At 73.0% G+C, this 12,272-nt stretch carries 11 protein-coding genes; 6 read left to right on the top strand and 5 right to left on the bottom strand.

What is annotated here, in order from left to right; all coding sequences use genetic code 11:
• Positions 1-32: 32 nt before the first annotated feature.
• On the bottom strand, positions 33-686 hold the full coding sequence (locus HTZ77_RS05540) for a response regulator transcription factor (RefSeq protein ID WP_175588319.1): 654 nt from the start codon (positions 684-686) through the stop codon (positions 33-35).
• A 233-nt stretch (positions 687-919) separates the two neighbouring features.
• Between HTZ77_RS05540 and HTZ77_RS05535 the strand changes: the two genes are divergently transcribed.
• The gene (locus HTZ77_RS05535; protein WP_175588318.1) at positions 920-1,084 is read left to right on the top strand and encodes a hypothetical protein; all 165 of its coding nucleotides are present in this window, start codon (positions 920-922) and stop codon (positions 1,082-1,084) included.
• 118 nt (positions 1,085-1,202) lie between these two features.
• Here HTZ77_RS05535 and HTZ77_RS05530 read toward each other — a convergent pair whose 3' ends face one another.
• Both HTZ77_RS05530 and HTZ77_RS05525 read right to left on the bottom strand, forming a co-directional pair.
• Positions 1,203-1,991, bottom strand: coding sequence for an inositol monophosphatase family protein (locus HTZ77_RS05530; protein ID WP_175588317.1), 789 nt, complete (start codon positions 1,989-1,991; stop codon positions 1,203-1,205).
• On the bottom strand, positions 1,991-3,988 hold the full coding sequence (locus tag HTZ77_RS05525) for a S9 family peptidase (RefSeq protein ID WP_328808429.1): 1,998 nt from the start codon (positions 3,986-3,988) through the stop codon (positions 1,991-1,993). Before HTZ77_RS05525 ends, HTZ77_RS05530 begins: the two co-directional genes overlap by 1 nt.
• A gap of 170 nt (positions 3,989-4,158) precedes the next feature.
• Between HTZ77_RS05525 and HTZ77_RS05520 the strand changes: the two genes are divergently transcribed.
• Positions 4,159-5,115, top strand: coding sequence for a ferrochelatase (locus HTZ77_RS05520; RefSeq protein WP_175588316.1), 957 nt, complete (start codon positions 4,159-4,161; stop codon positions 5,113-5,115).
• 41 nt (positions 5,116-5,156) lie between these two features.
• Here the strand turns inward: HTZ77_RS05520 and HTZ77_RS05515 are convergent, their stop codons facing one another.
• Positions 5,157-6,356: a lytic transglycosylase domain-containing protein gene (locus tag HTZ77_RS05515; RefSeq protein WP_175588315.1), complete on the bottom strand. Its 1,200-nt coding sequence runs from the start codon at positions 6,354-6,356 to the stop codon at positions 5,157-5,159.
• A 92-nt stretch (positions 6,357-6,448) separates the two neighbouring features.
• Here HTZ77_RS05515 and HTZ77_RS05510 point away from each other — a divergent pair, with 92 nt between their 5' ends.
• Genes HTZ77_RS05510 through HTZ77_RS05500 form a run of 3 tightly spaced genes read left to right on the top strand, consistent with a single transcriptional unit; the run spans position 6,449 to position 9,787 of the window.
• The gene (locus HTZ77_RS05510; protein ID WP_175588314.1) at positions 6,449-7,651 is read left to right on the top strand and encodes an MFS transporter; all 1,203 of its coding nucleotides are present in this window, start codon (positions 6,449-6,451) and stop codon (positions 7,649-7,651) included.
• 54 nt (positions 7,652-7,705) lie between these two features.
• Complete coding sequence (locus HTZ77_RS05505) at positions 7,706-8,464, top strand: polysaccharide deacetylase family protein (RefSeq protein ID WP_175588313.1); 759 nt, start codon at positions 7,706-7,708, stop codon at positions 8,462-8,464.
• A gap of 42 nt (positions 8,465-8,506) precedes the next feature.
• The gene (locus HTZ77_RS05500; RefSeq protein WP_175588312.1) at positions 8,507-9,787 is read left to right on the top strand and encodes a D-arabinono-1,4-lactone oxidase; all 1,281 of its coding nucleotides are present in this window, start codon (positions 8,507-8,509) and stop codon (positions 9,785-9,787) included.
• Positions 9,788-9,822: 35 nt separating this feature from the next.
• On the opposite strand, the gene HTZ77_RS05495 is transcribed toward HTZ77_RS05500, so the two are convergent.
• Positions 9,823-10,866, bottom strand: coding sequence for a hypothetical protein (locus tag HTZ77_RS05495; RefSeq protein WP_175588311.1), 1,044 nt, complete (start codon positions 10,864-10,866; stop codon positions 9,823-9,825).
• A gap of 268 nt (positions 10,867-11,134) precedes the next feature.
• Here HTZ77_RS05495 and HTZ77_RS05490 point away from each other — a divergent pair, with 268 nt between their 5' ends.
• A complete protein-coding gene (locus tag HTZ77_RS05490) occupies positions 11,135-12,157 on the top strand; it encodes a protease inhibitor I9 family protein (RefSeq protein ID WP_175588310.1) in 1,023 nt (340 codons plus the stop codon).
• The last annotated feature ends 115 nt before the right edge of the window (positions 12,158-12,272 follow it).

Here is a 12,272-nt window from a genome sequence, read left to right as displayed (position 1 = left end):
CCTTCGCCGGGCCCCGCCCGTGAAGGCGCGGGTCACAGCTTGTACCCGACCCCGGGGACCGTCTCGATCACCTGCGGGTCGCCCAGCTTCTTGCGCAGCGTCATCATGGTGACCCGCACCACGTTGGTGAACGGGTCGATGTTCTCGTCCCATGCCTTGTCCAGCAGATCCTCCTGGCTGACGACCGCGCCCTCGGCGCGCAGCAGCTCCTCCAGGACCGCGAACTCCTTCTTCGTGAGCGTGATCTCCCTGCCGTCGCGCTCCACCAGCCGCTTGCCCGGGTCGAGGCGGATCCCGGCCCGCTCCAGCACCGGCGGCAGCGCCGGGGCCGAGCGGCGGCCGAGCGCGCGCACCCGGGCGACCAGCTCGATGAACACGAACGGCTTGGCGAGGTAGTCGTCGGCCCCGAGGCCGAGCCCCTCCACCTTGTCGTCCACGTCGCCCGAGGCGGTCAGCATGAGGATCCGCGAGGCCGAGCGCTGCTCCACCAGGCGGCGGCACACCTCGTCACCGTGGACGACCGGCAGGTCCCGGTCCAGGACGATCACGTCGTAGTCGATGTAGGACGTGCGCTCCAGCGCGCCGCCGCCGTCGTAGGCGACGTCGACCGCCATGGCCTCGCGCCGCAGGCCGGTCGCGATCGCGTCGGCGAGCACCCGCTCGTCCTCAACCACCAGCACTCGCACGCCCGTGCACCTCTCTCCGATTCTCGCCACTCATTCTGCACACGCCTTCGATAAGCGCACGGTAAGGCATGCGCCGCCAACCTGCCGCGACCCGTCTCCGAGAATTCATGTTTCGGACTGCGAGGGGCCTGGGTATGCCTGCGGGACACCCATCGCCGTGCCATGAGGGGCACGGCCCGTCATGGGTGCCGCTTCTCCTCCGGGAAGCTCCAACCCCGCAGAAAGTAGGTGAGATGGGCGAGTTCACCACCACGATCGAACGCCGCCTCGACCAGGCTTATCAGGGCCTCCGGGAGGCCCGCACCGCCGGCGACGACTACCTCGCCGACACCCTCACCGCCGAGATCGAGGACCTGCGCCGCCTGGCGGACGATCACGGCATTCCCTTGCCCTGCTGACCACGCGTGAAACGGCCGGGGCCCTTCCGGGTCCCGGCCGTTCGCGTGTCCACGTGGCCCGGTCAGCCGGTCAGCCGGTCAGGCGGTCAGGCGGTCAGCCTGTCAGGCGGTCAGCCGGTCAGGCGTCGCGTTCGGGGTCGAGCGGCGCGAGCACGTCGTGCAGCTCCTCGAACAGGCCGGGCGCCGCGCAGAGCAGCAGCTCCGGAGAGGCCGGCCTGCCGTTCAGGCCCGCCACCCGCGCCCCCGCCTCGGCCGCGATCAGCCCGGCCGCCGCGTAGTCCCAGCGGTTGACGCCCCGCTCGTAGTAGCCGTCCACCCGGCCGGCCGCCACCGAGCACAGGTCCACCGCGCACGAGCCGCCGCGCCGGACGTCGCGCACCCGCGGCAGCACCTCGGCCAGCACCTGCCCCTGGACGGCGCGCCGCCGGGCGTCGTAGCCGAACCCGGTCGAGACCAGCGCCTGCGCCAGCGGCACGCCGGTGTTGCAGCGCAGCCGCTGGCCGCCGAGCCAGGCGCCCTCGCCGAGCGCCGCGGTGAACACCTCGCCGCGCGACGCCACGTTGACGACGCCCGCGACCACCTGGCCGTCCACCTCGACCGCGATCGACACCGCCCACTCCGGCAGGCCGTACAGGAAGTTGACGGTGCCGTCGATGGGATCGACGATCCAGCGCACCCCGGAGTCGCCGCCCGCCTCGCCGCCCTCCTCGCCGAGCACCCGGTCACCGGGCCTGGCCTCCTGGATGCGGGAGCGGATCAGCCGCTCCGACGCCGTGTCGAGCGTGGTGACCACGTCCGTGGGGCTGGACTTGGTCTCGACGACCTCGGACATCGTCGGCCGCTTGGCGAGCAGCATGTCGCCCGCCTCACGCGCGATGTCCTCGGCCAGCCGTGCGAACGCGTTCATCAGGCCACCGACTCCGGCCGCTTCCACTCCTCGCCGAGCACGTGCTGGGCGAGGAACGCGAGGACGGTCTCGTACCAGGCGACGACGTTGCCGGGCTTGAGGATCCAGTGGTTCTCGTCGGGGAAGTACAGGAACTTGGCCTCGACCTCGCTGCGCTGGAGGTCCCACCACAGACGCAACGCCTCGCCGATCGGCACCCGGTAGTCCTTGTCGCCGTGGATGACCAGCATGGGGGTGCGGATCTCGCCCAGCGACAGGTGGGGCGACAGCTTGGCGTACCGCTCGGAGCCGGCCGGGCCGAACTCGCGCTGCCAGTACATCGCGGCGTCGGTGGTGCCGGCGAACTGGTCGAGGTTCCACAGGGAGGCGTGGGTGACGATCGCCTTGTAGCGGTCGGTGTGGCCGGCGACCCAGTTGGCCATGTAGCCGCCGAAGGAGCCGCCCATCGCGGCGGTCCGCTCGGCGTCGATGTCGTCCCTGGCCACGGCGACGTTCACGATCGCCTCCAGGTCGGCCATGGTGCGCGGGCCCCAGTCGCCCCAGCCGCGGTCGATCATGGCCTGGCCGTACCCGGTGGACAGGCACGGGTCGGGCATGAGGACGGCGTAGCCGTGCGCGGCCATGATCCACGACTGCCAGCGCCACTGCCAGTCGTTCCAGGACGCGACCGGACCGCCGTGGATGAACACCACCAGCGGCGCGGGGTCGGCGGCCGAGGCGCCCTCCGGCAGGGCGAGCCAGCCGCGGATCGTCGCGCCGTCGTCGGCGGTGACGGAGACCTCGGTGAGCGTGCCGGGCACCTCGGGTCGGGGCGCGGGCGACGGCAGGTCGGCGATCTCGGCGGCGGCGCCGGCCTGGTCCGTGTCGACGCGGGCCGGGCCGGGCGCGATGCCGACGCCGCTGCGCAGCGCGTACAGGAACCGGCCGTCGGCCGAGGCGTTCAGCCCGAGGTACGAGGCGTCGTCGCCGGTGACCCGGACCGTCTCGCCGGAGCCGTCGCCCAGCGCGACGCGGAAGACGGGGCGGCGGCCCTGGTGATCGGCCGCGAGGTAGACGGCCGAGGAGTCGGGCGTCCACTCCACGTCCGCCGGGAACAGGTCGGGCGCGTGGACGCGGCCCTCGCCGGTGGCCAGGTCGCCGACCCACAGCTCGTAACGGGCCGACACCTCCAGCGCGGTGAGCCGGTCGCGCGAGCAGGCGACCCGCGTGCCGTCGGGCGAGACCGCGATCGGGCCGCCGAAGTCGTGAGCCTCGTCGCTGAACAGCACGCGCCGCTCGCCGGTGGCCACGTCGATCGCGACCAGCTCGGTGCGCGACTCGCCGCGCGGCAGCGACACCCGCCAGGTCGTCACCACCGTCGCGCCGTCGGGCGTCAGGTCGAACGCGGCGTCGCGCAGCGCCTCGCCCGGGTCGGGCGTCAGCTCGCGGACGTCCTCCAGCCGGTCGGCGCCGAGCCGGCCGGTGAACAGCCGGGTGCGGCCGGGGCCGAGGTCGTGGTCCCAGTAGCGCACCGGATAGCCCTCGTGCAGGATCGCGCTGATCCCGGCGTCCTTGCGCGCCTTACGACGCTCCTCCTCGGTCGCCTCCTCGCCGTCGAGCACGTCGGAGGCGAACACCACGACGTCGGCCGCCGTGCGGAAGGACGCGATGCCGCCGGGCCGCGCGGCCACCTGCCGCGCCTCGCCGCCCCCGCTCGGCAGCAGCCACAGCGCCGGCACCTCCTCGCCGGCGTCCTTGACCGTGGGGTCGGGACGGGTGGAGGTGAACAGCACGTCGCCCCCGTCGGTGAACGCCGCCGCGCTCTCGCCCTTGGACGAGCGGGTCAGGCGGTACGGCTCGCCGTCGACGGGGACCGCCCAGAGCGCCGTGCCGTACGACTTGCCGTCGGGATTGAGCGACTGGACGACGGAGACGAGCCGGGATCCGTCCGGCGAGAGCGTCAGTGAGAGAACCCGGGGGATGGCCACGTAGTCACGAATGTCGTTGAAAGCGCTCACCCGACCGACCCTACCTGTCTCATTGCCTCCGCTTCGCGGAGGCGGCTCGGTCGCTTGAACCCGTCGCCTTCCCTCGTCGCTCTGGTCGCTACGCTCCCGACGCTCCTCAGTCCAGGCGACGGCGCTCCCTCGCGGGGGGACCAAGTGCGCTCGGGCATAGGGTTTGTCACGTGGGGAATTACGACGCGCTTCTGGTGCTTTCCTTCGGCGGGCCCGAGGGTCCCGACGACGTCATGCCGTTCCTGGAGAACGTGGTGCGGGGCCGCGGCGTGCCGCGCGAGCGGTTGCTGGAGGTGGCCGAGCACTACCTGGGCTTCGGCGGGGTCAGCCCGATCAACCGGCAGAACCGCGAGCTGGTCGAGGCGCTGCGCCCGGTCGCGGGCGTCCCGGTCTACTGGGGCAACCGCAACTGGCACCCGTTCGGCGAGGACACGGTGCGGCGGATGCGGGACGACGGTGTGCGCCGGGCCGCGGTGTTCGCCACCTCGGCCTTCGCCGGCTACTCGAGCTGCCGGCAGTACTACGAGGACATCGCGCGCATCGCGCTGGACGACGGCCCCGAGCTGGTCAAGATGCGTCACTACGGCGACCACCCGGGGTTCGTCGAGGCGATGGCCGACCACACCCGCCAGGCCCTCGACCGGCTGGGCCGCGACGACGCGCGGCTGGTGTTCACGGCGCACAGCATCCCGGTGAGCATGGCCCGCACCGCCGGGCCCGAGGGCGGCCTGTACGAGGCGCAACTGCGCCGTTCCGCCGAGCTGGTCAGCCGCGCGCTCGGCCGCACCCAGCCGTGGGACCTGGTGTGGCAGTCGCGCAGCGGCCCGCCGCAGGTGCCGTGGCTGGAGCCCGACGTGTGCGACCACCTGCGCAAGATCGACGCCCCGGCCGTGGTGGTGGTGCCGATCGGGTTCGTCTCCGACCACATGGAGGTCGTCTACGACCTCGACACGGAGGCCCGGCAGGTGGCCGCCGAGCTGGGGCTGCCGATGGAGCGGGCGGCGACGGCCGGCACGCATCCCGCGTTCGTGCGGATGGTGCGCGAGCTCATGGACGAGCCCGAGCCGGTGCCGTGCCCGCTGACCTGCTGCCCGCCGCCGGTCCGCCCGGCCGCCGCCGCGCGGTAGGACGCCGGTCGGCACGGCAGGCCGGCGGAGCAGGACGCCGGTCAGGACGCGTAGGCGCGGGCGTACCCCTCGGCGACGCCCATGACCTTGTTCACGTAGTCCCAGGAGTGGTTGTAGAACCAGATCGCCTTGCGCAGCTTCTGGCCGCCCTTGCCGGCGCCGTTGGCGCACAGGTAGTTGGCGGCTCCGGGCACCGCGTCGTACGGGCTCCAGATGTCGCTCTTGCCGTCGCCGTCGCCGTCCACCCCGTACACCTTCCAGGTGGCGGGCATGAACTGCATCGGCCCGAGCGCCCCGGCGCTGGACGGCCCGTTGTTGCGGCCGTGCGAGCTCTCGACCTGGCCGATGGCCGCCAGCACCGTCCACGACAGGCCGGGGCAGCGGGTCGCCGACTGCTTGTACAGCTCCAGGTAGCTGGAGGGGCGCCCGCCGGTGGCGGGCCCGGTCGTGGGCGGCCCTGCGGTCGGGGCGGTCGCGGGGGTCCGGGCCTTCCTCCTCTTCTCCGGGACGAGGGAGACGACCTGCGAGCCGGCGCCCAGCAGCCTGCGCACGCTCGCCCGGCTGATCGCGCCCCTGCCGTGCAGCAGTACCGCGACGCCGCGGGCCATCCGCAGCTCCTGGCCGCGCTCGGTGCTCACCAGGCCGTCCACGCCGCGCAGGCCGAGCGTGGCCGACGCGGCGACGCGCAGCCGGGGTCCGCCGTCCACCTGGTACTCCGCGCCCAGGGCGAGGCCCAGCCGGCGGGTGGCGGCGGCGTCGGCGACCATCTCGCCGCGCCCGATGGCGCTCCAGACGCCCGGGTGCGCGGCGACGACCTTCGGCGTCCAGGACCGGAAGACGACGGGGTCCACGGCGAGCAGGTTGAGCGACGTCCCGGACACCTGGACGGCGCCCGCGTCCACGACGGCGACCTTCTCCACGTGCTTGACCTTGGCCAGGGCGAGACGGGTCCGCTTGGGCACCTCGCCGCGGGCGATGGCGATCATGCTGGGCGGCGTCACGGTGACGCCGGGGCCGCCGGTCGCCTGGCCCGTGTCGCTGCTGACCGGCGCGGTGGTGGGTACGAGCTGGTCGAGGCGCACCTGCTGCCGCTCGCCGAGGCGGGCCTGCCGTACGGGCTCGCGGGCCACGGCGTCGTGCGGGTCGCCGCCGAGCAGCACGGCCACTCCCCCGCCGAGCGCCGTCAGGACGGCGACCGTGGCCGCCACGAGAAGCGTGGAGCGCAGGGGAAGATCGGACACCCGGGACACGTTAGCCGAATCGGCGAGAAAATCCGGTGCCGATCGGACATCAGCCATGACAAGGTGAGCGGGCAGCGATAGGGGGACATGAGGTGGTCGGGCCGTACCGGGGGTTGTTCGACGGGCCCGGCATCAAGGGGTTCGTGCTGGCCGGGTTCGTCGGCCGGATGCCGATGTCCATGCTCGGCATCGGCATCGTGCTGCTGGTCTCGGGGCTCACCGAGTCGTACGCCACGGCCGGCGCCGTGGCCGCCACCACCAACGTCTCCTTCGCGGTCGCCGCCCCGCTGAGCGGGCGGCTCGTGGACCGCTTCGGCCAGACCCGGGTCATCGTCCCGTTCGCCTCGCTCAACGCGCTGGCGCTGGCCGCGCTCATGCTGAGCGCAGGTCTGCGCCTGCCCGAGTGGACGCTGTACGCCTCGGCGCTGCTGGTCGGGGTCACCTCGTTGTCGCTCGGCTCGATGGTGCGGGCGCGCTGGTCGGCCCTGCACGGCGGCTCGCCGCGGCTGCACACGGCGTTCGCGTTCGAGTCCGTGGCCGATGAGGTGATCTTCGTCACGGGTCCGGCGCTGGTCACCGTCCTCGCCACCGAGATCAACCCGTTCGCGGGGCTGACGGTGGCGCTGGTGTGCATGCTCGGCGGGTCGCTGGCGCTGGCGGGGCAGCGGGGGACGCAGCCGCCCGTCCAGACCGTCCGGGGCGGCGGCGGCACGCCCATCCTCATCCCCGGCGTCGCCCTGCTGGCCTGCGTCTACCTGGGGCTCGGCTCGGTGTTCGGCTCGGTGGACCTGATCACGGTCGCGTTCGCCGAGGAGCACGGCGTGAAGGGCGCCGCCGGGTTCCTGCTGGCGGCGTTCGCGGGCGGGTCGATGGTGTCGGGCCTGTGGTTCGGGTCGCGGCACTGGAGGATCTCGCTGCGCGGGCGTTTCCTGAGGGCGCTCGCGGTGTTCGTGGCGGGGCTGACGCCGCTGACGTTCGTCGGCGCCCCGTGGGTCATGGCGGGCTTCCTCTTCCTGGCCGGGCTCGCGATCTCGCCGACGCTCATCACCGGCTTCTCGCTGACCGAGCGGCTGGTGCCGCCGTCCCTGCTCACGGAGGGGATGGCCTGGATCTCCACCTCCATCGGGTTCGGGGTGGCGCTCGGCGCGTGGGCGGGCGGCCGGCTCACCGAATCGGTCGGCGCGTCCCACGCGTACCTGTTCGCTCTGGCCGCCGCGCTCTTCGCCGCGCTCGTGGGCGCGGCAGGTTCGGGTTTGCTGAGACTTCCGGAAGCGGCTTCACCCGTCGAGAGGTGATCGGATAACGTCGGGACATCCCTCGCAACACCCTTCACATTGGATGCATTTGTTATGTCCCGACAAACGAAATCACTTCTGGCCATCGCGATTGTCACGGTCGCCCTGACACCGGGACCCGCGCTGGCCCAGACCCCGACCCCCACCCCGGCCCCCAAGCCCGCGGCCGCCGCGAAGAAGACGCCGGTGGACTGCGAGCAGGTCAAGTGCCTCGCGCTGACCTTCGACGACGGTCCCGGCAAGTACGCGGGCACGCTCCTCGACACGCTCAAGAAGTACGACGCCAAGGCGACGTTCTTCCTGGAGGGCCAGTACGTGAAGGCCCGCCCGGCCTACGTCAAGCGCATGGTCAAGGAAGGCCACGAGGTCGGCAACCACAGCTACACGCATCCTGACTTCACCAAGCTCGAACCGGCGGCCATCCGGAACGAGATCCAGAAGACGCAGGACGCCGTGAAGAAGGCCGCGGGCGTCGAGCCCAAGCTGCTGCGCCCGCCGTACGGGCTGGTCGACATCCAGGTGTCCGACGTCGCCGCCGAGTTCGGCATGCCGATCATCATCTGGACGGCCGGCTCCCGCGACTGGGACACCAAGGACGTCGACGCCATCAAGAAGCAGACGCTCGCGGTGGCCGAGCAGGACGGCATCATCCTCATGCACGACTGGGTGAAGCAGACCGTGGACGCCATGCCGTCGCTCATCAAGACGCTGCAGGGCAAGGGCTACCACCTGGTCACGGTGTCCGACATCGTGAAGCGGCAGAACCTCCAGCCCGGCGACGCCTTCCCCCTTCCTGAGGGCTGGGAAAACTGAGTATCGTTCACGTTTGACGGAACGAGCCTCGAAGGGGCGTCCATGATCTTCACGAACTGGGCCCGTAACCAGTCGGTCACCCCTCACGAGGTGCGCACGCCCGCCTCGGCGGACGAGGTCGCGCGCGCGGTGCGCGACGCCGCCGCGGCCGGGCGGCGCGTCCGCATGGTCGGAACGGGCCACTCCTTCACCGGGGTGGCCCTCACCGACGGCCTGCTGCTCCGGCCCACGGCGCTCACCGGCGTGCGCTCCTTCGACGGCGACCGCGTCACCGCGCTCGCCGGCACGCCGCTCAAGCTGCTCAACGAGCTGCTGCACGAGCGCGGCCTGGCCCTGGCCAACATGGGCGACATCACCGAGCAGACCGTCGCCGGCGCCATCCAGACCGGCACCCACGGCACGGGCCGCGACAGCGGCGGACTCGCCGACCAGGTCACCGAGCTGGAGCTGGTGCTCGCCGACGGCTCCCTCACCACGGCCGTCCCCGGTGACGACCTGTTCGACGCCGCCCGGGTCGGGCTCGGGGCGCTCGGCGTGCTGACCGCCGTGACGTTCCGGGTCGAGCCGGCGTTCCTGCTGCGCAACCGGCGCCGCCGGGCCACCCTGACCGGCATCCTGGACACGCTCGACCAGGTCACCGCCGAAAACGAGCACCTCGACTTCTTCTGGCTGCCGCACACCGACGCCTGCCTGGTCAAGACCAACAACCGCGACCCGGGGCCGGCCAGCCCGCCCGGCGCGTTCAAGCACTGGCTGGACAACGTCCTGCTGGAGAACACCCTCTTCGGCGCCGCCTGCGCGACCGGCGCCCGCTTCCCCTCGCTCATCCCGCGCATCAACGCCGTCAGCGCGGCGGCGCTCGGCGACTCCGAGGCGGTCGACGCCTCCTACCGGGTCTTCACCTCCCGGCGCGACGTGCGGTTCCTGGAGATGGAGTACGCCGTGCCGCGCGAGCACCTCGCCCAGGCCCTGCGCGAGACGCGTGACCTGGTCGAGCGGATGGACTGGAAGATCACCTTCCCGGTGGAGGTGCGCGTGTCGCCGCCGAGCGACGCTTGGCTGTCCACCGCGTACGGGCGGGCGACGGGATACATCGCCTGCCACATGTACCGGCCCACCCCGCACCCGGCGTACTTCGAGGGCGTCGAGGAGATCATGGTCCGGCTGGGCGGGCGGCCGCACTGGGGCAAGCTGCACACGCGGGACGCCGCGTACCTGAAGGGTGTCTATCCGCGCTTCGCGGACTTCGTGGCGCTGCGCGACCGGCTCGACCCGGACCGGCTGTTCGCCAACGACTACCTGGACCAGGTCCTCGGCGCCTGACCCTCACTGCGGCTGATCAGCACCGCCCCTGGCCCTCACTGCGGCTGGACCTCGTCGGTGTCGGGCCGCGGCTCCTCGACCACGTCCGGCTCGGTGGGCTCCTCCGGCGGCGCGCTCGTGGCGGACTCGGTCGGACGGGCCGGGCCGGTCTGGGTGCGCGTGCCCGTCGGGGCGGGGGTGGGCGTGGCCGTGGCGGTGCTCGTGGTTCGGGTGCGCGACGGCGTGGGCGTGGGGCTCGGGCTGGGCGTGCCGGGCTCGGCCGTGGCGGTGAGGTGGTCCCGGGTGGGGACGGGCGCGCTGGCCCGCGGGGCGGGGTCGCGGGGGGAGTCGTCCCGGCGTACCGGCGCGATCTTCTGCTTGGCGGCGGGCACCTGGCCGGTGAGCCGCTCGTGGACCGTCGTGTGGTTGAGGCCCTGGTAGGCGAGGATGCTCCCCATGCTCACCCCGAACACCAGGCCCGCGGCGACGGCCACCTTCCCCCAGGCGGGCCCGCGCCGCAGGGGGCTGCGGGGGGACATGGGGGGCGAAGCGGCACCGGGGCCGGGCTGCGCCGGCAGCGGCGCGGTCGCCTCGGCTGGGACCTGAGCCGGGATTGGCGCGGTCGCCTCGGCAGGGGGCTGAGCGGGGAGCGGCGCGGTCGCCTCGGCAGGGGACGGGGGCGCGGCGGAGGCGGGCGTGGTCGAGGAGAGCGTGATGGAGGCGGCGACGGGCGGCATCACCACGGTCGCGTCCTCCGCTCCGACCTCGGCGGCCGTCGCGTGAACGGCTGTGGCGTGAACGGCTGTGGCGAGCGCCCCCTGCTGCGCGTCCTCCCGCTCCTCGCCTTCCCGCTCCTCGCCTTCCCCCTCCTGGCGGCGCCGGACGATCGTCGTGCGCCGGACGACCTGATCACCCGTCTGCTTGAGATAGTGCGTGTAGACGGCTGTGCCGACCGTGCTGGCCACGCTGACCACGGCGGCGCCGATCACCGTTCCCGCGACCCCCAGGTAGGACGCCGCCACCGCGGCCGTCACCGACGCGAGGGCGCTTCCCCCTATCTGCGGCACGCTCAGCTCGAATTTCCGCTGCTCGCCGCCCATGCCTCGGATCAGTCCTCTCTCTCGTCATGCGTTAGGTAAAGAGCTTCCTCGTGAATAGACGCGAGCGCGTGTCCTGTTGTTCCTGTGACGTGCGTGACAGGCACCCTCAGGGCTCGTGCCCCGACGATCCGGCCCGCGCTTCGAGCGCGTCGACCCGCGTGTCCCCCTGACGTGCACGCGTGGCTCCCTCTTCCGTGTCCGGCCCGTCCTGCGTGTCCGGCCCGCGTTCCGTGTCAGGTCGGCGTTCTCTGTCAGGTCCGCGTTCCGTGTGAGGTTCGTGTACGTGGCCGCGGCCGTGGCGACAGCCGCGGCCACGGTCGCGTCCCCCGCGATGACGCCCGCCTCCGGAGTGGCCGCCCGCCCCGTCGTGGCCGACAACGCCCGGCCGTACCTCGTGACGGCGCGGGACCGGGCCGCCGCGCGGGACCTCGTCGGCGAGGTGCGCTGGCGGGTGCGGCGGTACTACACGGCGGCGCTGCCGGGGTTCGCGACATGGCTGACCGCCTCTGAAGTCGGCGAGCTGCGCGCCGACCCGCGCGTACGGGCCGTCGAGCCGGACGTGCCGACCTGGCCGCTCCCGGACGGGGACGCCACGCCGGGGAACGCCGCGCGGGACGCCTCCGCGGGCGGCGCCGGTGTGACGGTCTACCTGGTGGACAGCGGTCTGGAGGTGGACCGGGCGGAGTTCGGGGACCGGGCCTGGCGCGCGTTCGACGCCACGGGCGGCACCGGCGACGACTGCACCGGTCACGGCACGCGCGCGGCGCGCCTGGTCGCGGGGCGCGAGCACGGGGTCGCTCCGCGGGCCGGGATCGCGTCGGTGCGGGTGCTGGGCTGCGGCGCGACCGGCAGTCTCTCGGACACGATCGCCGGGCTGGACTGGGTGCGCAGGCATGCCCGCGAACCCGCCGTCGCCGTCCTCGGCGTCACCGCCACACCCCCGCACCCCGGCCCGGGATCGCGTACCACCGGTTCGACGTCACCCGCCACGGGCTCTGGCACGCGTACCACTGGGTCGGGCACGCCCACCACGGGGTCGGCGGCGCTCGACACGGCCGTGCGGCGGCTCGACCGCTCCGGCGTCCCCGTCGCGACGAGCCCCGAGGAGGCCGCCGCCGCCATCCGGAACCCGCGCCCCCACGACCGCGCCTCCCGCTCCAGCGACCTCCCAGACCCGGAGCTCCATCCCTCCACTCGGCCGTTCACTCCGACCTCTTGGCCGAAGTGGACGGCGGGAACGGCCGCCATTCGCCAGAATCCGTCGAGGACTCTCCGGACCGGCGGGCTCTGAAAAGGATGGAAACGACAAATGTGACCGGCGTCACATCGTCCGGGGGCTCTCCCAGGAAGGCGATGTTCGGACATGCCGGGTACGGTGCTGGCAGGCAACCGGCACACGCGAGAGA

It is taken from the genome of Nonomuraea montanisoli, assembly GCF_013363975.1.
In the GTDB taxonomy this organism is placed as follows: Bacteria; Actinomycetota; Actinomycetes; order Streptosporangiales; family Streptosporangiaceae; genus Nonomuraea; species Nonomuraea montanisoli.
The sequence above is the reverse complement of the archived record's forward strand: the minus strand, read 5'-3'. Positions and strand labels throughout refer to the sequence as shown.

Bases quoted from the DNA above. Each gene is read 5' to 3' on its own strand.
- HTZ77_RS05535 (WP_175588318.1), top strand. From the start codon at position 920: ATGGGCGAGTTCACCACCACGATCGAACGCCGCCTCGACCAGGCTTAT.
- HTZ77_RS05530 (WP_175588317.1), bottom strand. From the start codon at position 1,991: ATGAACGCGTTCGCACGGCTGGCCGAGGACATCGCGCGTGAGGCGGGC.
- HTZ77_RS05505 (WP_175588313.1), top strand. From the start codon at position 7,706: ATGTCCCGACAAACGAAATCACTTCTGGCCATCGCGATTGTCACGGTC.
- HTZ77_RS05500 (WP_175588312.1), top strand. From the start codon at position 8,507: ATGATCTTCACGAACTGGGCCCGTAACCAGTCGGTCACCCCTCACGAG.
- HTZ77_RS05495 (WP_175588311.1), bottom strand. From the start codon at position 10,866: ATGGGCGGCGAGCAGCGGAAATTCGAGCTGAGCGTGCCGCAGATAGGG.